Origin of the sequence: Arcticibacter pallidicorallinus (genome assembly GCF_003002875.1) — a bacterium.
GTDB lineage: Bacteria > Bacteroidota > Bacteroidia > Sphingobacteriales > Sphingobacteriaceae > Arcticibacter > Arcticibacter pallidicorallinus.
In genome coordinates this window covers 706,760-728,292 of sequence record NZ_PVTH01000001.1, presented here as the reverse complement: position 1 = coordinate 728,292, position 21,533 = coordinate 706,760, and the positions used below count along the sequence as shown (strand labels likewise).

The following is a 21,533-nucleotide window of genomic DNA, read 5'->3' as shown; positions in this document are numbered from 1 at the left end:
GTTGTGCACTAAAATGATATCATAGTGAACTGTTTTACGAGACAACACTGATAGATTTGATACAACCAATTATACCTATATGAAACGATATCAATACCTTTTTTATGGTTTTATAACATCTTTCCTGCTATACTCTTTCACGCTGTCAGCGCAAATCCGGATTACCGGGAAAGTTACTGATGACAGTGGTCTTCCCCTCCCCGGTGTTGTGGTACAGCAGGCGAATACGCAGAATCGTGTACCAACGGATATAGAGGGCAATTATTCCATAATCTTGAATGGTGGTGCGGCCTCAACGCTTGTATTCTCATCAGTAGGCTTCAACCCGGCAACTGTTGCGTACACGGGAAATGCGACTATAAACGTGCAGCTTAAAACGAGCACCTCCAATCTGGATGAGGTAGTTGTTGTTGGCTATACCAGTCAGCGTAAGGGTTCCATTACGGGTGCGGTCAGCACCGTCAATATGGGTGATGTGGAAACGCGCAGGGTACCAAGCGTCTCGCAGGTACTCCAGGGACAGGTCGCCGGCGTGCAGGTTACCCAGGGAACCGGTGCTCCCGGTGACCCGATAGATGTGCGCATTCGTGGGGTGGGCACGATTGGGGACAACAGTCCGCTCTATATCGTAGACGGCAACCCTACGAAAGACATCGCCTTTTTAAATCCTGCAGACATCAGAACGATGACGGTTTTGAAAGATGCTGCATCGGCAGCGATCTACGGATCCCGGGCAGCAAACGGAGTGGTGGTAATCACTACTGCTCAGGGAGCTATTGGCAAGTCATCTATAGAACTTAACTATTTTAACGGTGTACAGCAGGTTAGGAATTTGCCGACTATGATGAATACCTCCCAGTATTTGAATACCCTGGAACAGGCATGGAACAATGCCGGTTACGCCGATAACCCTTATACCGCTGCTAAGCAGAGGACAGATCTGGCTGATACTGACTGGCTCGGGGAACTGTTTGAGAGCGGGATGTCTCAGAACGCACAGCTCACTGCAAGCGGTGGCAGTGATAAGGTTCAATACTTACTTTCGGGCGGGTATTACGCTCAAAATGGGATAGTGGTCTTCGACAATGATAAGTATCAGCGTCTCAGCTTCCGTGCAAATGTGAACGCTAACCTTACGGAGCGCCTTAAAGTGGGGACAAATCTTCAGCTCTCCCACTCTACCCAGGACTGGCTTTCTTCCAGCGGTGATGCCCCGGGAATTATCCGGCACGCCCTTCTCAGACCTCCCGTGATCCCGGTGTATAAAGATCCCTCAGACCCTACCTATAAAGCGAATGATCCTTTTACCGATCTGCCATTTTACTTTCTTAACAGTGAAAACCGGGGCGCCTGGGATGAAAATTTTGAAAAAACATCTAACCCGATCGCACTGGCTTCTTACGCCAACGATAAGCGGATAAACTATAAAACCTTCGGCAATTTTTACGGAGAGTATGCATTCCTTAAAGACAACTCTCTGAAGCTGCGTACCAATGTGGGGATCGATCTGAACTTTTTGCACAACAAAGCCTTCCGGCAGAACTTTGGCGACGACGACAACGGAGGTTCGGCGATAGACCAGGGCAAGGGTCTCGGCAGACAAAACCGGCCGAACTCACTGAACGAAGAACGTGCTCAGGAGTTGAATGTTACCTGGACGAATACCTTGAACTATATCAAGTCTTTCGACAAGCATGCAATCAACGCCCTTGCAGGAACAGAGTTTATCAAAAATGATGCGGCCGGACTCTCTGCCTCTCGTGCGCGCTTCGATTATACCTCAGGAACGTTCCAATATATCGACTTTGGCAATACCAGCACGGACCTGTGGAATGGCGGGAATGGAAGTGAATATGCGCTGTTCTCTTTGTTTGGTTCAGCTACGTATGTATACAATTCCAAATATATGCTGACAGCCAACCTACGCGCAGATGCATCATCCCGCTTCGGAGAAAACAACCAGTGGGGTTACTTCCCTTCCGTTTCTGCGGGATGGACCGTTTCAGAAGAAGCATTCATGAAAGATATCAGCTGGCTCTCCGAACTGAAGGTTAGAGCAAGCACAGGTAAGCTTGGCAATCAACAAATTCCCAACTATGCCTATCTGACACTGCTAAGGAAAGATGGCGACCGGTATGTACTGGATCGCTATGGGAATCCAGACCTGAAATGGGAAACCACAACGCAGAATAACATTGGACTGGATATCGGCTTTGCGAAAAACAGCTTGTATTTTACGCTGGACTATTTCACCAAGAATACCAGCGGCATCCTATTGCCTATTCAGCTTCCCGGCTTCGTCGGCAATGTGAATCCAACTTACGTCAATGCCGCGGAAGTGAGCAATAAGGGCTTGGAAGTTGGTATTAATTATAGGAATACGATAGGCGAGTTTAAATACAGCATCAACGGAAACTTTGCTACGCTGGAAAACGAAGTCAAGGCGTTGCACCCTAATTATCCCAACATCAGCGATACGTACACACGCACCGCCGTAGGGCGACCTTTAGGAGCGTTTTACGGATATGAAATGGAAGGCATTTATCAGAATACAGCCGAGATTACAGCGCATCTATTTGGAACGAATAGTCCCTCAGAGAAACCAGGGGACGTTAAGTTCCGCGATCTGGACGGAAACGGAATTCTAGATGACGGTGACAGGAATTTTATTGGCAACGCTATTCCGAAGATCAACTACGGTATCAACTTTTCGGGAAGCTTCAAGGGCTTCGACATCTCCTTCCTTTTGCAGGGCGTGGAAGATGTGGATAAATATAATGATGGAAAAAAGATCCTGGATTACGACACCCGCCCCTTCAATTATACCACCGCTGCACTGAACAGCTGGAACGGCGAAGGTTCGAGCAATACGGTTCCGAGAGTAAGTTTTACGGACAATGGAAGCAGCAGGATCTCTAGCATATTTGTAGAAGACGCCTCCTACTTCCGGATTAAAAATGTGGAGATAGGTTATTCCTTTGGTAGCTTCCTGAAGGGAAAAAAGACAGGGATTCAGAACATCCGCTTGTACATTTCAGGACAAAATCTTTACACCAGTACAAAATATACGGGATTGGATCCAGAAACGATCGGCAGTGTCGACATGGGGACGTATCCGCAGTCACGAGCCTTCCTTTTTGGGCTAAATGTTAATTTTTAAATCAACCGAAATGAAACTACTATATAAACCCATTTTTCTCAGTGCATTGTTTTTCATGCTGAGTTGCGAGAAAGAACTATACAAGGATCCGATAGGTCTTATCACTCCCGATCAGATCAGTTCTGCACCAACGGTAGGTACCATTACCTCTTCGGTGGATGGCTCTTATCAAATGCTTTCTAATACACTTAACCTGATTGGAGAATGGGCCTGGAATCAGGGAACAGTTATTCGTCCGGATTTTGTCTTGAAAGACATTGCTTCTGATGACGCTCAGAAGAAATGGAATCCGGATGGCGACCAACCCTGGATGGATGAAGTAGCCGGTTTCCGCTTCACTTCTAACAACGGCGCATTCAATGGGATCTGGAGCTTTAACTATGAAGGTATTGCAAGAGCAAATCAAGCTATTAGCTATCTGACCAATACCGAAGTAATGGCTACCTTGAATATGGATGAAACACTGAAGAACCGCAGTCTGGCTGAAGCATATTTTCTAAGAGCCTTCTATTATTTCGATCTGGTAAATAATTTCGGAGACGTTCCTGTTATCCTTAAACCGCTTGAAAGCTTCAATGAGGCGTATGAAGTAGCCAAAAAGGTTCCGGCCGCTCAGGTATGGGAGCAGATCAATGCTGATCTGGCTGCTGCCAAGCCGCTTCTGCCAAACAGCAAGTATTCTAGCGATACGGAAAGATGGAGGGTCTCAAAGGGCGCTGTGATCGCTTTGCAGGCTAAGTCGGCACTATATAACCAGAAATGGGCAGAGGTGATCAGCCTGGTGACCGAGCTTCAGGGAATGGGATTTTACAATTTGAACGCCAATTATTTCGATAATTTCCGTGTAGCAAAAGAATTCGCGGAGAATGAAGTGATATTTGCTTATGACCACCAGACGGGGCGACTTCCTCGCAACGGAAATGGGCTGTGTGCTTTACTCGACTGGGGTTTTATTGCTCCGACCCCAAGCTTCCTTGCAGCCTTCGAACCTAGTGACCCGCGTTTGTTGTATACCGTGAATGTTCCGGCAAAAAACGTAAATAAACTTCTTGGGTCGACTGACGGAAGCAACAAAGGTAATGATGATGCTCCGACAAATAAGATCTATATCCGCTTGGCCGACGTATTGCTCTGGAAAGCAGAAGCCTATCTCGAATCCAATGCGTTTGGAGAGGCTATAGCCATAATCAATTCTGTGCGACAAAGAGCAAGAACCACTCCCACAATAGATGGAGCTCCCGTACCTGCCGGAACACTTGCTGACCGTAACCCTACATCTGCCAATAAAGAAGAAATCAAGAATTGGCTCATCCAGGAGCGGCGCGTTGAGCTTGGATTTGAGAACCAGCGTTTTAATGACCTGAAGAGATGGAACCATGCGAAAGCAGTTCTGACCGCTGCCGGAAAGAACTTTCAGGACAGAAACTATCTATACCCGATACCACAAGGCGAGGTAGATAAATCCGGGGGAACGATCACCCAGAATCAGGGATATTAACAACGTTTCGGACAGTACAAAGCAAATTTTATGACTGATATAGCCAAGCGATTTAGAGAGAATCCGCTGCTCTCTCCAGAGGACCTGCGTCCCAGCAGAAACGGACTGGAGATCACCTGCCTGTTAAATCCCGGAGTGTTCATCTTCGAAGGCAAGACCTGGATTCTTGTACGGGTGGCTGAAAGGCCTGCACAGGAGAGCGGCAGGATAACTTTCCCCGTATTAAATGAAGAAGGAATCGATATCATTGGAATCGCTTCTGACGATCCGGAGCTGAATAAGGATGACCCCAGAGTAATTCGTTATAAGGGCGCTGACTACCTGACAACGCTGTCTCATCTGAGACTCCTTTGCAGCGATGATGGGATTAAGTTTGATGAACCGGAGGGTTTCAAATTACTGACCGGCATAGGAAGACATCAGACATTTGGAATTGAAGATTGCCGGGTCACGTATCTGGATGACCGGTATTATTTGACGTTTACGGCTGTTTCGGAAAACGGAGTGGCAGTAGGACTGCGAACTACCAAAGATTGGAAGATTTTTGAAGATGAAGGAATTATCATTCCCCCACACAATAAAGACTGTGCGATTTTTGATGAGAAAATTAACGGAAAGTATTATGCTTTGCATCGGCCCAGCAGCGTTGACCTGGGTGGTAACTATATATGGCTGGCTGAATCACCTGACGGAATTCATTGGGGAAAACATCAATGTATTGTTCGGACAAGGGCGGACAAGTGGGATAATGCTCGTGTGGGTGCGGGAGCCTCTCCTATACGCACGGGAGAAGGTTGGCTGGAAATCTACCATGGTGCAAATACCGAACATCGATACTGTCTGGGCGCCTTCCTGATGGATTTAGAGAATCCCTCCGTGGTTCTTGCACGCACTGAAGAGCCAATCATGGTTCCTACTGAACCTTATGAAGTCAGCGGCTTTTTCGGGCATGTTGTATTTACGAACGGACATGTTGTCCGGGGAGATGAGCTAACGGTATACTATGGAGCCGCAGATGAGCATGTTTGTGGTGCTACCTTTTCGATCAGGGAAATTCTGGCTTCTTTAATCTACGGCCATGCTGAATAAACTCAAACTGGAGATAGGGCACTTCAAGAGCCAGTCGCACAACTTCAAGGTATTGACGCTTACCAACCTGATTTACAGCATCGTTCTTCCGGTTATCGACATTTTTGTAGCAGCCTACGTCATGCGAAATTCGAATGATCCGACAAAAGTGGTAGTTTACCAGCTAACCATTTATACAGGAATTCCTATAACCTTCCTAATCAATGGGTGGCTGCTGAACCGATTTCCGATTAAATTATTGTTCTCGCTAGGAATGGTGCTCAGCGGGGTCTCGATGGCCATTATGATGTCTCTAAACACCTTGGATATCACAGGAATTGCCGTTGCAGGTATTGTTATGGGTATGTCCTTCGGTTTCTATTGGGCCAACCGAGACTTTTTAGCACTATCGACAACTGACAACAACAACCGGAACTATTACTACGGGCTGGAAACCTTCTTTTACACTATTATAGCCGTGCTGATTCCGGTTGCCATAGGATGGTTCATTGAGCTATCTGCACGGGGCGGAGACGCAAAGCTGGCCTACCGGATTGTAACGGGAATTGTATTTGTAATTACTGTTTTGGCTTCGGTAATGTGTTTCAAGGGGAAGTTTATAAATCCGGTAAACAAAAAGTTCTTCTATTTGAAATTTGATCCATTCTGGAACAAACTACTCGTCCTGGCAAGCTTAAAGGGTTTGGTGCAGGGTTTTCTGGTGACTGCTCCGGCCATGCTTATTATGCTGTTGCTGGGGCAGGAAGGAGCGCTTGGTACAGCTCAGTCAATCGGCGCGGTCTTCGCCGCCATTCTGATGTATATCATCGGGAGAAAGACATCGCCTTCGCAACGGATCTACGTCTTTGGAACCGGACTTTTGCTATTTGCAGTTGCTGCTCTCATTAACGGGATCCTTTACAATGCTACCGGGGTCGTTTTGTTTATGCTATTTTTATTACTGGCTAAACCTCTCCTGGATCTCGCCTACTTCCCTATTCAGTTCCGGGTCATCGACCTGCTCTCTAAAAAAGAAAAAAGAAGCGAGTTCGCTTACATACTCAACCATGAAGCAGGTCTTTATCTTGGGCGGCTTACGGGCGCTGGCACATTTCTGCTGCTTGCTTATTATTTTTCGAATGAAGTTGCGCTTCGTTATGCTATCATGATAGTAGCCGTATTGCAACTGAGCTCCTTTTGGGTGGCAAAAGGAATCATCAGACAGGGCGACGAAATGGAGAAGAGCTTACACCATCAAGTTATACATCATGAATAAAAGAAAACTACTTTTTAGCTGTCTCTCGCTGTTCATCGTTCTTTGTAGCTATGGTCAGGTACAACAAAAAGCCATCTCAAGGGTGGATAAGATGCCCAACTTACCGAAACCGCTGAATATTATTGATTGGAGAGATATGGCGTTACGGTTCGATAAACTGGTATATGATTTTGATGCGAAAGAAAAATACTGGCCGATGGTTTGGGTGGACAGCACAGGAAAGAACTTTGATCAGCCTACACTCGGGATGTACACGGCAATTGGAGATGTAAGACAGGGGTTAAAAAGCCATAAGGGCATGTTTCATGAAGCGATGGCGAATATGGGCTCAGTACTGGGCGCCAGTTTGCTGGGAATCGACAAGAGCAATCAGGCAAACAGGAACTATGTAGGTATGCTGAAAAACTATTTCAATAGGGAAACAGGCTGGAACATCATGATGAACAACACTGCTCCTGAAGTTGCATTACTGGGTGGAGGATATGGTCGCGACTGGTGGTATGATGTTTATCCGAATCTTATGTTTTACGCCATATACGACCAATATCCCTCAGAACCTGACTTCGAGCGCATAGCCCGAAGTATAGCAGAGAAATTTTACGCTGCCGACTCTATTCTCAACGGAAATTATGACTACTCGTATTTCGACTATGGGCGTATGACGCCTATGAAGAATAATATATGTGCGCAACCGGACGCTGCTGCAGGACATGCATGGGTTTTGTATGCTGCCTATAAGAAGTTTGGCGACAAGCGATACTTGAAAGGCGCGCTCAGCGCAACCAAGGCGCTCCAAAGTAATCCGATCAATCCGACCTACGAATTACTGATGCCTTTTGGTGCTTATATGGCTGCTGTGTTGAATGCGGAGCATGGTACCAGGTTTGATTTGGGAAAGATGCTTGACTGGACATTCGACGGGACCGCGATATGCAGGGAGGGATGGGGTGTACTGGTAGGGAACTGGAATGGCTATGACATCTCCGGAACAGTAGGCAGCACGGTAGATCATGGAGGCTACGGCTTTCTGATGAATACCTTCGATGCCGCCTGGCCGCTGCTTCCTCTGGTAAGATACGATCCGGCCTATGCGAATGCTATCGGAAAGTGGATGTTGAACGCAGTAAATGCTTCCCGTCTGTTTTATCCTCAATACATACCCAGAGAGCATCAGACTTTACCTGACTCAGCCGAAGTGACCAAAGGCGTGATCGCTTACGAAGGGATCGCTATGGCTTCGTCATTCGACACGCTTTACAAAGACCTGAAAGCTCCGGTGGCTCAAGGAGACGGCCCGAAATGGGTACCCGGTAAAAACCCTCCAGTGTCTCAGTTCAGTGTTTATGGAAGTGCACATGTGGGCTTATTTGGAGCTACGGTGGAACAGACAAATGTGGAGGGTATCCTGAAACTCGATCTACTGGCCACAGATTTTTTTCGCCGGGATGCATATCCCACGTATCTGTGCTATAATCCGTATCCCGCTAAGAAGACGATTAGTTTTGAGCTGAAGGAAAAAGGCCTGATCTACGATCTGGTAGCACAGAAAATTGTCTCGCCGCAATCAAAAAAGACACACCATGTGGATATTCCTGCTAATCAGTCAGTAGTTCTGGTGTGTCTTCCACCCGCCTCAAAACCTGTGTACACGGACGGTAAAGTACTTGTAAACAATATAATAGTAGATTTCAAAAAAGGGAAAAATTAATTGAATTCTAACATTCTTTTGGTGTTAATACGGTAACTTTATAGTAAACCTATAAAATTATTGACTATGGCATTGCACGAAACCAACGGAAAGCCCAGCGAGAACGGCGCAGACCCAACCTTGACCACAAGAAACGGACACCCTGTTTACGACAACCAAAGTCTGCGAACTGTTGGAAGCCGGGGGCCGGCAACACTGGAGAATTATCAGTTCTTAGAGAAGATGTCTCACTTCGACCGGGAACGTGTTCCCGAGCGCGTGGTTCATGCCCGGGGAGCTGGAGCCCATGGGGTATTTGAGTCTTACGGAATGGTTGGAAACGAACCAATTTCCAACTTCACCAGAGCAAAGTTCCTGCAGGAAAAAGGTAAACAGACCGCATGTTTTGTTCGCTTTTCGACAGTGATTCACGGAGGACATTCACCGGAGACACTACGTGATCCTCGTGGCTTTGCCGTGAAGATGTACACGGAAGACGGCAACTGGGACCTGGTTGGAAACAATCTGAAGATCTTTTTCATAAGGGATGCTTTGAAGTTTCCTGACTTCATCCATGCTTTCAAGCCAGACCCTGTAACGAATCGTCAGGATGGGGAAAGACAATTCGACTTCATCAGCCATACACCGGAAGCGCTTCACATGATTACCTTCTTATTTTCGCCATGGGGTATTCCTGCCAACTACCGACAGATGCAAGGTTCGGGTGTTAATACTTACAAGTGGGTAAATAAAGAAGGTGTAGGTGTCCTTGTAAAATATCATTGGGAACCGCTTCAGGGGATAAAGAATCTGACAACAGCTCAGGCACAAGAGATCCAGGGGATGAATTTTAATCATGCTACGCAAGATCTTTACGAAGCTATTGAAAGCGGGAACTTCCCGGAGTGGGAGCTTTGCGTGCAGATTATGGAGGATGGTGAACATCCCGAGCTTGATTTCGATCCACTGGATGATACAAAATTATGGCCTAAGGAGCAGTTCCCATGGCATCCGGTTGGCAAGATGACCTTAAACCGGAATCCGGAGAACTACTTTGCAGAGGTGGAGCAGAGTGCTTTTGGAACGGGTGTGCTTGTTGACGGTCTAGACTTCTCGGACGATAAGATGCTGCAGGGAAGAACGTTCTCTTATTCGGATACCCAGCGCTATCGTGTGGGTACTAACTATCTGCAACTTCCGATAAATGCTCCAAAATGCAAGGTTTCAACCAATCAAAGAGATGGGCAGATGGCTTATAATCAAGGCGGCGATATCGTTAACAATCCACATGTAAACTACGAGCCCTCTTCTTTGGGAGGACCAAAAGAGGCGCCAAGAACAGGCAAAGACCATACACCCATGTATCATGGCGCACTGGTACGTCAGAAAATAGAAAAACAGAATAATTTCGGACAAGCAGGTGATACTTATCGAAATTTTGAAGACTGGGAAAAAGATGAATTGATTCTCAATCTGGTTAATACACTCGCAACTGCAAACAAGAGTATACAAGATAAAATGGTAGAACTTTTCAGGCAGTGCGATGAGGACTACGGCAGACGTGTTGCAGAAGGACTTGCCAACACTGACGTGGATAAAAGTAATAAGGGACCGATTGGCACCACGACTTCTCATGAGGCTGTACAACAAGCAGAGGAGGAAGGCAGAGATGCTAAGCCCTATTAATAGCTAAAATTTGTTAAGAGTGGCCAGAATCTTTCTTTCTGGCCACTTACATCACGGTCAACAATTCTATGATAAAATCGCTAAATGACACTCTGATTAATACCGCTCGTACCAATGACGTTGCGCTGATTAAGTCGTTAATTGAACAGGGTGCAGACGTTAACGCACAGGATTCACGCGGCTATACTCCACTTATTATTGCCAGCTACAACGATCAGCTGGAGGCATCAAAATCGCTTATTGAAGCTGGCGCAGATGTGAACAAACCCGATTTTGGGGGAAATACCGCACTGATGGGGGTCTGCTTCAAGGGCTATCCCGATATTGCGGAACTGCTTATCGCCAATGGTGCCGATCTAAATACACAGCACGGAAACGGTGGTACGGCCCTTATGTTTGCCGTTCTATTTGGAAGGAACCATCTGGCAGAGATCATGTTAAAAAACGGAGCCGACACTACAATACGTGAGAAAAGAGGTCTCAGTGCCCTTGACCTGGCCGTTCAGCAAGGTAATTTGGAGGCGATCAGAATGTTGGAAGATGTGGGCTGAGACTCAAGCGTTACGGGCCTTCTCCCCCGCCTTGGGGTAAACCCTTTTTCTAAGCGACAAGAACTGCGCCCCGAAACCAAACAGAGTGTGAAACGCCGTATCCCATACTCTTCGGTATCGTTCCAGTATGAGTCCTATTATAATACAAGCAATTAGGACTGCAATCGTAGGTACGATTAACTGATGGGAATGGGCTACTGCTTGATCTGACAAGGAATCATACAATATGAGTAAAGGGAAATGCAGAACATATATCGGGAACGTGAGATCTGCCGCTCTTCTTATGGGACGAATAAGTTTTGCAACGCTTGTACCACCTGTCGGCATGAATGTTAATGACAGGGCAATAAATATCCCTTCGATAATATCCGTTATAAATTGACCCGAAAAGAACAGAGGGGCATTCCCCAGCTTGCCGGGCCAAGCTGGCAAGAATACAAAAGAAGCCCCAGCCGCCACCAAAAAAGACAGAAACAACAACCATGAAGATTTCTTTTCGATGCCTGGGGAAAATTTGTAAGAGAGGTATCCAAAAAGCCAGATAGGCATCATTAACAGAATTTTTGGTCCGGCGACAACGCAAGCTAATAAACCCGCTAGTAGCCACTTAAGGCTTTTCTTTCTAAAAAAGAACAAACCAAAGATTATATAGTACCAAAACTCGTAGCTCAGAGACCAAAGGGGGCCATTTATAGGTGGGGCTGCAGAAAGAAACCAAACTTCGTTGGAAAGAAACATTGACAATATATATCTTGGTACTATCGCCCCCCGCGTCATTGATGCCGACAATTCGGGATCCGTCATTAATAACGCTAATTCAGTGAATGCTGTAACCGCCAGGGCTGGGATAACGATTGAATAGAGTCTGCTAAATCGGGCCAGCATATACTGCCGTCCTCCACGATTTCTCTGTATGGTTGTATACGCTATGACATAACCGGATAAGACAAAAAACACCACAACGCCGCCATGAGCGTATTTAGCCAGCATATCTGTTGTTCCATGTGTTGGCAACCAATGCATATACATATGGTAAACCAGTACGGTTAACGCGGCTACGATTCTTAGGGAATCTAAAATGACACTAGAAAATCCAGTTATATTGCGTGATACTTGTTTCGAATCCACTATCTCTCAGTTATATGTGACAACCGAAAATAACAGAATTGTTAGTGATAACTAGCGTGAGCAAATACGTCATTCTTCGATAATGAGAAGAAGCGAGAAGCGATAAAGCAAACAATAAAGAACCTGAAACTATTGGCTATCAATAATTTCAGGTTCTAAAACAAAAATCAAGGAGTAATAAACCAACCTTTTTTTAATGTTCGATTTTGTGAACTTATGTACTCTTTTTGGGTCTTAACTATAGATGGGGAGTATTAAGAACCTCTACATCCTTCTTTCGGCTTTCCGGACTGACTTTCAAAGAGGTGATTTTACCATCAGTCACTATTGCCTCAATGGTCGTTTTGTAAGGTGCGTGTAGTTTAAAGCTGGCGTTCCAATCAGACGGCCAGGCGGGCAGCAGATAAATCTTCCTGCCATCAGTCTGCATGAGCATCTCTTGTAAACCAATCATTCCGGAGCCTCCCCAATTATGGTCAGGAGTCCAATCAAAGCCGGGTCCCCAGAAAGCGGGAAATCTTCTGCCCGAATCTTTCAGTTTAAGAGTCGTTAACCTTTGAGCTTCGTCTTTCAAACCGAGGCGGGCTGCGAAGATATTGTCCTGTTTCCATCCAATATGACTTCTGAATTTCAGAGCATCCGCATCGTACTTATAGGTGTTTATAGCAGTGTCCAATCCGGATCTGCCAATACCGTAGATTCCCCAGGGGTATACAGGATAAAGCTGTGGCGTTTCCGTATTATTGATACGTTCCCAAAGTTTGGCCGGAGATATCGTTGGATGTCCTCCTTGTTCACGGAAGCTGATCGGAGGAATATGTTTTAGCATAGTTGACCAAGCTTCACGCTTCTCTGCGGTTAAACAGTCATCTGGTAGCTCGAGCAAGCTTTGCAGTACCACCTGAAGTGCTGAGATGGTAGAAGTAGCATTATAGGCCATCTTGTAGGTTTCAGCAGAAGACCCCGGGTAAAGAACCAAATGTCCATTCGCATCGAATGTCTTACTTCCGCGCTTTTTCGCAAGATACTGGTAGTGTTCGTTAAAGAACGTGAGAGAACTCTCGATCAGCGGTATATACTCTTTGATATCTTTCCCTTGATAACGATGCGTTTCTATAATCATCTGGCAGAACTCGAGAACTGTATCCCATTGATATTCCAACCAGGCGTTGTGCTCCATTCCCTTGTCGTAGTCGGCCGGTCTCTTCCAGTTGTATTCTGCAGGATTAGGTAATCCGAAATTCTCGATCTGTTCAGTAAAGCTCGCACCCTTATGATTCCAATAAAACTCAGAGCGCAGCTCGGCGTTTCTCAGCATATTGTTGTAAAAGTCAAATTGGGGCTTCATCATATCGATGTCGCCACTTCTCAGCATAGGCCAATAAACAAGCCTTTGATTTTGAGCGGTATGCGTACCTCCACCCCAATTACGGAAATCCGGAGTAAACTTCAGTGTGGCATCCGTAAACGAGGGATCTACAGTAAACAGGCCTCCATTAAACTTAGTAGGATACTCCCCGTAGGCATTACAGCCGAGCATATAACGAAACAGCTGGTAATTACGCCCGACCTGCCAGGCAGTTGAGGATTTACTGGAAATGGCAGAATCGAGATAAATATAGCTCCGCTCCCAATAGTTCTTCCACCAGTTTTGAGTTTGCCTTTTCGCTATTTTCGCAGCCTTCTGATTTTCTTGAATGAGGGATTTCAACTTAGAAGTCCAGACTTCGTTTGCCTTGGCAACAGGAAGATAGACTGTTACCTGATGACTTTTTGAGGGTTTCCGGCTCTTCAACTTCCAGCCCTTAAAATCAGTATCATGGTATCTACCCAGATATGTGCCTGCCGCAGTCATATTTGCTCCTTGCATAAGTCCTCCAAAACAAAGTCCCGCGATAGGATTCATCATCTGGTCTTTCACGCTTTCCATCCCCTGCTGTTTGACCACCACGTCGAAAGCTGTGCTGTTTCTGTTTTGGTGATAGAACATGACCTGATTACCGTCAAAGCGGACTGAATCTTTGAAAGTGATTACAGGCGTTGGAGGAGCCCATTTATATGAGTTTGCGTTATTTTCTTTCCCTTTGGGAAATTGATCGATATGTCTCCAACTCTCATAAGAAGCTTCCGCACTCAAGGGAGTCTCACTGTTTACGTCGACATGCACAACAGGGCGAAAAACGTCTACCCATACCCTCATATGCGTATTCGCAGAGCCTTTCTTCGTACGGATATCCACATGTCCATCCTTCAATATTAAGGCTTGTTTAAAGTCGTCCTGGCTAAAAGGGTTCGGACTAAGTTTTAGTCTGACTCTCCCCAGCTTAAGAAGCGTATTATTTTCATCAAAAGTTCCGCTGCGTGACATGTAGAAAAGCAATTCATCCCCTTCTACCCAAACATTGAGCCCTATATCTCCTCCTCCACAAGGCATCGACTCACTGGAGTTAAGGCTTTGCTTATCCCAAACCAGATTATACTGCTCGATACCCGTCTGTGCACTTGCATATAATGCAGTGAACCCTATCACGAAACTTAAGAATACTCTTTTAAACATGCTTACCAATTGTCTGAACGAAATGAAGATACCGGTAGTCCTTCAGTACTATAAAGGTCGCCAATCACAAAGTCTTTAAACGCATAACGTACGTGTACTGGTTGACTCACGTAAGGAGAGGAAACGGATATGCTCGACCCGCCGATCATTGCCTCTGCAGGATGGAAAACCTTGTCCTCACCGGCCACTTCGAACAAGCTGAGTTTCTTTCCGTAAGATGTAAAGCCATTAGACGCATTGTTGAACTTGAGTACCATTACACTACCCTTTACTTCCGAAGAAACATACTCGGGGCTTGCAAAGCCAAAGCCTTTCATTCCATAGGTTTTGGCAAGCGCCAGTAGGGCAAGCCTTTTCGCACCTACTTCTTTATTCATCGGATGGATACAATTCTCCTCACCAACATCCAGTAACACCGCCATACCCGAATTAGGAATAGCGGACGCGGCTTTCCGCTGGGCATCTCGGAGATAAGCGGAGTTATACTTTCCTCCCATATGGTACGGTGGAAGCTGTGTATAGGCGAATGGCGCTATTTGAGCATAATAAAACGGAAATTCCCCTATCTTCCACTGCTTACGCCACTGACTTACTAAAGCTGGAAATAGCTGTTCGTACTGATCTGGGCGTTCATAGTTTGACTCTCCCTGATACCAGATGCAGCCTTTAATACCGTAGCCAATAATCGGATCGATCATCCCGTTGTAAAGGGTCGTCGGCGTACGGCTTTTCTGCACTATGGGATCGTTTTTTGCCGGAACTTTGATATCCTTGAAAGGTTTTAATGTTTCAGGATTCATCCAGGCTTCTATGGATGATCCGCCGTAGCTGGAGTTGATTACACCAACTGGCACGTCCAGCATCTCGTTCAGGAGCCTGGCGAAATAGTAAGCCGTGGCACTGAAATTGGATACTGATTCGGGTTCCGCCTGTTTCCAGACAGAAGGTTTGCTATCCTCCTGCGGTTCAGTGAATGAAGATCTCGGCACAGTGTAAATCCGGATATTCTTGTTTCTTGATTTTAAGATCGCGTCATTCGAACCCATTACAGGCTGTGCCTTGAAACCTTTCATAGGCATTTCCATGTTGGATTGTCCCGAACATAGCCATACCTCGCCGATGAGCACGTTGCTTAGTTTCAACGGAGTTCCATCACTTACTGTAATTTCATAAGGTCCGCCGGCAGACGGGGTAGCAATGTCAATCTTCCACTTTCCTGAGGAAGCGGCTTTGACTGAATATGTTTTATTATCCCAGGAGGGCACGACTGTCACCGTCTGTCCTGCTTTTGCCCAACCCCATACCGGGGTATGGGATTGTTGCTGCAGAACCATATTATCTGTAAATATGGAGGCCATCCTGATCTCCGCCTGGAGGCCTAAATGGAATGCGAATAGAAAAAGTACTGAAAATAAACGTTTCATGTATGTATTATCGGCTTAAGGGTAACCAAACTGACATTTCGTTATGTCCGCGGTTTCCCCATGCGTAGTAAGGAACCAGGCGTACCTGCACAGGCTTCTGTTCACTTGATATCTCCCTATAGAGCGTGTTCTTCCAGCTACCTTTCCCGGTGCTCATTGCTTTACCTTCCAGTACTGTTATAGGACTGTTCTCGATTGTTGTCTTCACAGGTGTGAAAGCGATGTTTGATGGGATAGTAATATCAAAAAGATTTTGCCCCTTAGGAAGGTCCGTTGATTCCAGACAGTAAACAACCGGTCCTCTTTTAACTGCGATCTGATTTCTTGTTTCTTCAACAAGCGGATTCGACTCCATCAAAGTTGCAGGCATTGAGAGTGTCAATTCAATCTTATCGTTCTTCAACCATTTGCGGTTCAACTCTACATAGTTGCCGGCAGTAAGTTCCATATCAACAGGCTTTCCATTGACGGTCAGTTTTGCATCTTTACACCATCCGGGTATTCTGAAGAACATAGAAAAGGCTTTGCGAGGTGCTTCTTTCAAACTCACACTTACCGTTTCATCCCAAGGATAGCTGGTTACCTGACTCAATTTTATTTTAGATCCGTCTGCTAACGTGGTTGCAAGGTCGCTACCTCCATAGAGATTGAACCAAAGACCTTTTTCTGAAACGTTATACAGATAGCTACCAACCTCAGCAACGGTACGCACCACATTGGGCGGGCAGCAGTTTGATAATGCAATATACCCTACCCTATCTTTAGACCAACGTTGCTGAAAAGGAAGATCATCAGATACACTTAAGGGATTAGTGTAGAGGAAATTCTTTCCGTCCAAACTAATACCCGAGAGTACGCTATTGTACAGAGCCAACTCCATCACATCAGTATATCGGGCGTCGCCGGTTAATTGCAGCATCCGCCAGTTCCAAAGGACATTACCGATATTGGCACATGTCTCACCATGAGCAGTGTGGTTAGGAAGCTGGTAGTCACGACCATAAGATTGATGCGTTTTCTGCACATCAGAAGGCTCATAAGATGTTCCGTCGGGCGATACTCCATCGTATAATGCCCCGCAGGCACCCGTGATATACATCTTCCGCTCGGTAACATCATTCCACATGAGGTTCAAACGTGATATAAGTGAAGTATCACCAGTCTCAGCGTATACGTCAGCCACACCAGCATAAAGATAGTTTGCTCTTACAGCATGACCCATCGCCTTAGTTTGCTTTCTGAACGGAATGCGATCCTGATTATCATCCGTACCATTCTCTACGAGCCCGCGGATGTCGATCAGATTCTTAGATAGTTCCAGATATCTTGGATCTTTAGTTGTACGGTACATTTCTACCACACCCATATAATGTGAGGGACAGATTGCATTTCGTGCTAATTCCGGTGAAGCCTTTTCATGGAAATTATACAGGTAGTCTGTCGCTTTTTTCGCGATCTCCAAAAGAGTAGTTTTACCCGTAGCACGATAGTGCACACAAGCAGCAGTCATCAAATGCCCCAAATTATAAGTCTCGAAGTGCAGACGATCTTTGAATTCTTTAGCACCTGCTGCGCGGTTTCTTTCCTCAATCATCGTCGGAGTATGGATATAACCATCTTCGCGCTGACATTTCGCGATCACCGGAATAACTTCATCCATCAGCTTGTCCAGCTTGGGATCTTTGTTAGACGCGTATACTGAAGCAAGTGCTTCTATTAGCTTATAGAAGTCTCCATCGTGGAACGGAGGCCCCGTATGCTTTCCTTCGCGCAGGCCCGCAGCTATTTCAAAATTCGTAAAGGCGTGGGCTCTGTTCGGATCTTTATAGAGTTCCCACATATAGGGAATCATTGCATCTTCGCATACTTTAAAGCGGTCTGCCCAGAAACCGTTGGTTAATTTGACTGCATTCATATCAACGCCCTTCAATTTGGCGTAGGGGCTGTTCGAGGTGTTTACCAAGCTCTTTTGCTGGGCGAAGCCAGTGGCATTTGCTATAAGCAGCAATCCCGCTGCAGCAAGACCTGTACAAATCTTTTTCATATGGGTTCCTTTCAATTATTTTTCGCTTTTATTAGTTTAACCGGACCAAGAAGGCCTCCTTTTAATCGCTGCTTTCCCCCAAGGCGGAAAGGTGCGGTAGTGTAAGTGATACGCTTATCATGAGGCAATCGCTGATCAGCCATCAGACGATTCGCCCAGGTATTGGTAACATGTATTACAACTGAGTTCGTTCCTTTTTTGATAGCTGATGTAACATCAGCACGATACGGTGCCGTCCAGGTAACTCCGCAGTTCTTACCATTGACGATCACTTCAGCGATGTTAGCTATCTCGCCGAGGTCGAGGTATATTTTCTTGCTACCCTTTAGTGTTTTCACCTTGAAGTTGCTCGCATAGCTTGCCGTACCGGAGTAGTTGCTAATAAGTGTGTCTGGATGAGAGCTCCAGCTACTAAGCGCCTTAAAGCGAACAGGTTCAGCCGGTCCGCCCAAATCCTTGTCAAACCTGACGAGCCAGGGCTCTGACAGGGTTTGCATATCTTCCGTTTCAATCCAATTCTTACCTTCAGACCTGACCACGTCCGATGCAGGTTTGGTAAGGGTGATAAACACAGAAGCATTCGGTTCAAAGAGATAGCTTAATTTGGTTGTTCCATTTTCCAAAGTATAGCTCCTGGCAACAAAACCTTCACCTGTTACCGCGTCGTAAAGCTCTGGAATACGTCCGGTTTCTCTTAACGAGATGGTAACCTCTTTCTGTACGGAATCCTGATTGGCGATAAAATAAACGTCTGAATCTTTGTTTTTTCTGTGTGTCCAGACGAACCCGGATGCCGCTTTGGATGATGAATCAAATATCTCAACATCCCTCGCTATCCCCAATTTGGCAAATGAAGAGGCATCGAATGGCCCTAAAACCACTTTTCCTTTTCCTAAATTCTTCATCTGGAAACTGTCCTCTCCATCCTGAACCTTTTCAAAGGTGCCGCCCCAGAGTTCTTCAGCTATTGCTTTCAATTTCTGATCGTTTTCATTAGCTTGTGCAAGTCCTGGGGTATTTGAAGGTCTTTCTGAAAGAATGACAGTTGCTCCCTCCTTCGTTAATTGAAGGATTTTCTCGGCGACTTCGACAGACATGATCCGGCTATTTGGCTGCATCTGATGTTTGCCAGGGAAAACAAGTACCCCATAGCTAGCGCCTCCAGGAAAGGTCACCCTTCCATTCTCAACACGAGCCAGACGTAGCAGAGCATCCGGATTGAAAGAATCGTAAGCATAACCTCTTAGGGGATCATTCCAATTTTCCGGCTCATACAGATTAGCAGAAACATTAACACCTTCGGGCATTTGCTTCATTGGTAAGCCCTTATTTTCTACCCGGGCTTTTTCGCTGGCAACACGTTCTTTGCCAAAAATCCCTGGAAGGGTACTAATCAGACGGTCAGGTAAAATTGCCCTCCGTGGAATTTCTTCTCCTGTAAACACTGCGACATCCGCCACGAAGCTACCCTTCTGTAACTGCTCCTGAGCTCTTTCAGCGTATTCAACCCAGGCTTTGCCCGGTTTCCACCAGGTCTGGTCTCTCTGAAATAGCAAACCAACTCCATCCAACGTCATTCCTGGCTTTCTGTCCACCCAGGGGTTATGTGTAAATACGTGGTAAACCAGTCTATTAACGCCCATGGCATAATTCCTATCTTGTAGCGCTTTCAACATACCAGGATGCTCGTCCCAGGCCATTCTTAATTGCGTGAATGCCTCCGCCTGAACGATTGGCTTTCCGTATATGTGGGCCCCGCTAATGGCGTCAACCATGTCGTTCGGCTTATCATGAGAAGGACTCCTCAACCAGAATTCGCCCATAGGTATATCAACCTCCTTGTAGTGCAGCAGTCCGTCGGAAAGTATGACCGGTGCCGTTGTTTCGGAGCCAAATTGGGCATTGCTCTTATGAGCTAAGTCTCTTGCTGTTTTGTAAAAATTGTCATTTAATAATTCTGCAAGTGTAAGACGGACATCATAAAGGAACCGTTCCGATATATCGGCACTCTGAACGGGGACACCAGCCATAACCAGTAGATACGGTTTCATATCATATCCTCTGCGGACTTTAAATTCCTTCTGAAATGCAGGAGTCCAGTTCTGACTGCCGCATTCCCAGCTATCAATATAAAAAACTTTCAAAGCACGATTAGCGAGCTCAGGCCCTGCCGTGTGCACCGCTTTGCCAAACCAGCTGTTAAACTGGAGCGTTACAGCTTCAGGGTTAAGCTTGTCAGATTCGAGGCCTTTGCCCGCGCCGGCAGTTTCGTTCATATGGCCCGTTGAAGTATGTCCGATCCGCAGAACAGTCCAATGTCCAGCTGCCGGTTTCCATTTCAATTTTCCGTTTGAATCAACATATCGGGTTATATCCTGAATCTTATTAAGGGGTACACAAAGTTCATCAGCAAGTTGTTCCCTGGTGGTACGCGGACTAACTCGCCAAACCTCTCCCGTCTTGCCTTCAAACTGATGGACCTTCGCCTCTGAAGAAAGCTCGATACCGGCAATCTTCAGATTTTGCTTCCATTTCGCGCCATCCAGATCTTCTCCACCCGGTTCAGAACCTTCGCGGTTATATACAAACCGAAAATAGCGGGCTGTAACAGGCGGAATAGCATGCGTCACATCAGAATCCCAGTCGAGCCATCCTGAACGCGGGGCTTGCATTTGCGTTACTCGCCGAAAATCTTTGCCGTTATCACTCACTTCTACAGTCAGGCGCTGCGACTGGGTATTGAAGTTATTCACGTGTATAGTAACATTGCGGGCGGTAAAAGGCTTACTAAATTCATATTGGATCCAGCAAGGATCGTTACTGGCAAAGTTCACCTTGTTTCCTTTTTTGATAAGGAAGGACGCATCCTTTTCCGGAATGCTTGTTGTTATTTTAGGAATGGTGTTATAGGTGTTCTGAACGGGACCACCGGGCGTTGGGTACGCCATGACAGCAAGTTCTTTATAATACCCTTTGTAGGAAGGAGGACTACTAAGCGTATCATTAAAAAGCTTTCCTCCCTTGATCTCTGTTTTGCTCCAAACCACTTTTTGCATGGACAGTTCAGGCGTGATCCACGGTCCGGCTGCTGTAGCAAAGCCGTCTCCCGGCAATAGACCGATTTTCAATCCCATACGGTCTGCCTCCTCTATCGCAAATCTGATCATCTCCCACCATTCAGGGGAAAGCTGTTCAGTTACAGGTTGGAACAAAGGCGGATTCGTAGTGCCTTTGATCGTTGCAATATATGCACCGGCAATGCCGGCTTCTTTCATCGCTTTCAGATCTTTTGTAATTCCCTCCTTCGAAGAGCTGGAGTGCATCCAATACCACAAAACCCATGGCTTTGAAGGCTCAGCCAGATTTTTATCTGGCTGAGCTGTGGTGCTAGTTAGAATAAATAGTAGTGCTGTCAGCAGCATGAAATATCGCTTGATCATCATTTACTCTTCCT

12 protein-coding genes are annotated in these 21,533 nt (G+C 46.1%); 7 read left to right on the top strand and 5 right to left on the bottom strand.

What is annotated here, in order from left to right; genetic code table 11:
- Positions 1-79: 79 nt before the first annotated feature.
- The 7 genes from B0I27_RS02850 to B0I27_RS02820 all read left to right on the top strand — a co-directional run bounded on the left by B0I27_RS02850 (position 80) and on the right by B0I27_RS02820 (position 10,926).
- The gene (locus tag B0I27_RS02850) at positions 80-3,160 is read left to right on the top strand and encodes a SusC/RagA family TonB-linked outer membrane protein (protein WP_106291149.1); all 3,081 of its coding nucleotides are present in this window, start codon (positions 80-82) and stop codon (positions 3,158-3,160) included.
- Positions 3,161-3,170: 10 nt separating this feature from the next.
- Positions 3,171-4,658 (top strand): RagB/SusD family nutrient uptake outer membrane protein, encoded by a 1,488-nt coding sequence (locus B0I27_RS02845; protein WP_106291266.1) that lies wholly within the window; start codon positions 3,171-3,173, stop codon positions 4,656-4,658.
- Positions 4,659-4,688: 30 nt separating this feature from the next.
- Positions 4,689-5,747: a glycoside hydrolase family 130 protein gene (locus B0I27_RS02840; RefSeq protein WP_106291147.1), complete on the top strand. Its 1,059-nt coding sequence runs from the start codon at positions 4,689-4,691 to the stop codon at positions 5,745-5,747.
- Positions 5,737-7,002: an MFS transporter gene (locus tag B0I27_RS02835; protein ID WP_106291145.1), complete on the top strand. Its 1,266-nt coding sequence runs from the start codon at positions 5,737-5,739 to the stop codon at positions 7,000-7,002. The genes B0I27_RS02840 and B0I27_RS02835 overlap by 11 nt, the downstream gene beginning before the upstream one ends.
- Positions 6,995-8,710 (top strand): hypothetical protein, encoded by a 1,716-nt coding sequence (locus B0I27_RS02830; protein WP_219904965.1) that lies wholly within the window; start codon positions 6,995-6,997, stop codon positions 8,708-8,710. The genes B0I27_RS02835 and B0I27_RS02830 overlap by 8 nt, the downstream gene beginning before the upstream one ends.
- 66 nt (positions 8,711-8,776) lie before the next feature.
- Entirely contained in the window at positions 8,777-10,375 is a 1,599-nt protein-coding gene (locus tag B0I27_RS02825; RefSeq protein WP_106291143.1) for a catalase, read from the top strand.
- Between the two features lie 68 nt (positions 10,376-10,443).
- Positions 10,444-10,926, top strand: a complete 483-nt coding sequence (locus B0I27_RS02820; protein ID WP_106291141.1) for an ankyrin repeat domain-containing protein — start codon at positions 10,444-10,446, stop codon at positions 10,924-10,926.
- Between the two features lie 3 nt (positions 10,927-10,929).
- Here B0I27_RS02820 and B0I27_RS02815 read toward each other — a convergent pair whose 3' ends face one another.
- From B0I27_RS02815 to B0I27_RS02795, 5 genes are all read right to left on the bottom strand, one after another.
- Positions 10,930-12,054: an acyltransferase family protein gene (locus B0I27_RS02815; protein WP_181276657.1), complete on the bottom strand. Its 1,125-nt coding sequence runs from the start codon at positions 12,052-12,054 to the stop codon at positions 10,930-10,932.
- 238 nt (positions 12,055-12,292) lie between these two features.
- Positions 12,293-14,611 (bottom strand): DUF5703 domain-containing protein, encoded by a 2,319-nt coding sequence (locus B0I27_RS02810; protein ID WP_106291137.1) that lies wholly within the window; start codon positions 14,609-14,611, stop codon positions 12,293-12,295.
- A gap of 2 nt (positions 14,612-14,613) precedes the next feature.
- Positions 14,614-16,035 (bottom strand): sialate O-acetylesterase, encoded by a 1,422-nt coding sequence (locus B0I27_RS02805; RefSeq protein WP_106291135.1) that lies wholly within the window; start codon positions 16,033-16,035, stop codon positions 14,614-14,616.
- Between the two features lie 7 nt (positions 16,036-16,042).
- Entirely contained in the window at positions 16,043-18,079 is a 2,037-nt protein-coding gene (locus B0I27_RS02800) for an aceric acid hydrolase (protein ID WP_106291133.1), read from the bottom strand.
- An 11-nt stretch (positions 18,080-18,090) separates the two neighbouring features.
- Positions 18,091-21,522, bottom strand: a complete 3,432-nt coding sequence (locus B0I27_RS02795) for a glycosyl hydrolase (RefSeq protein ID WP_106291131.1) — start codon at positions 21,520-21,522, stop codon at positions 18,091-18,093.
- Positions 21,523-21,533 lie beyond the last annotated feature (11 nt).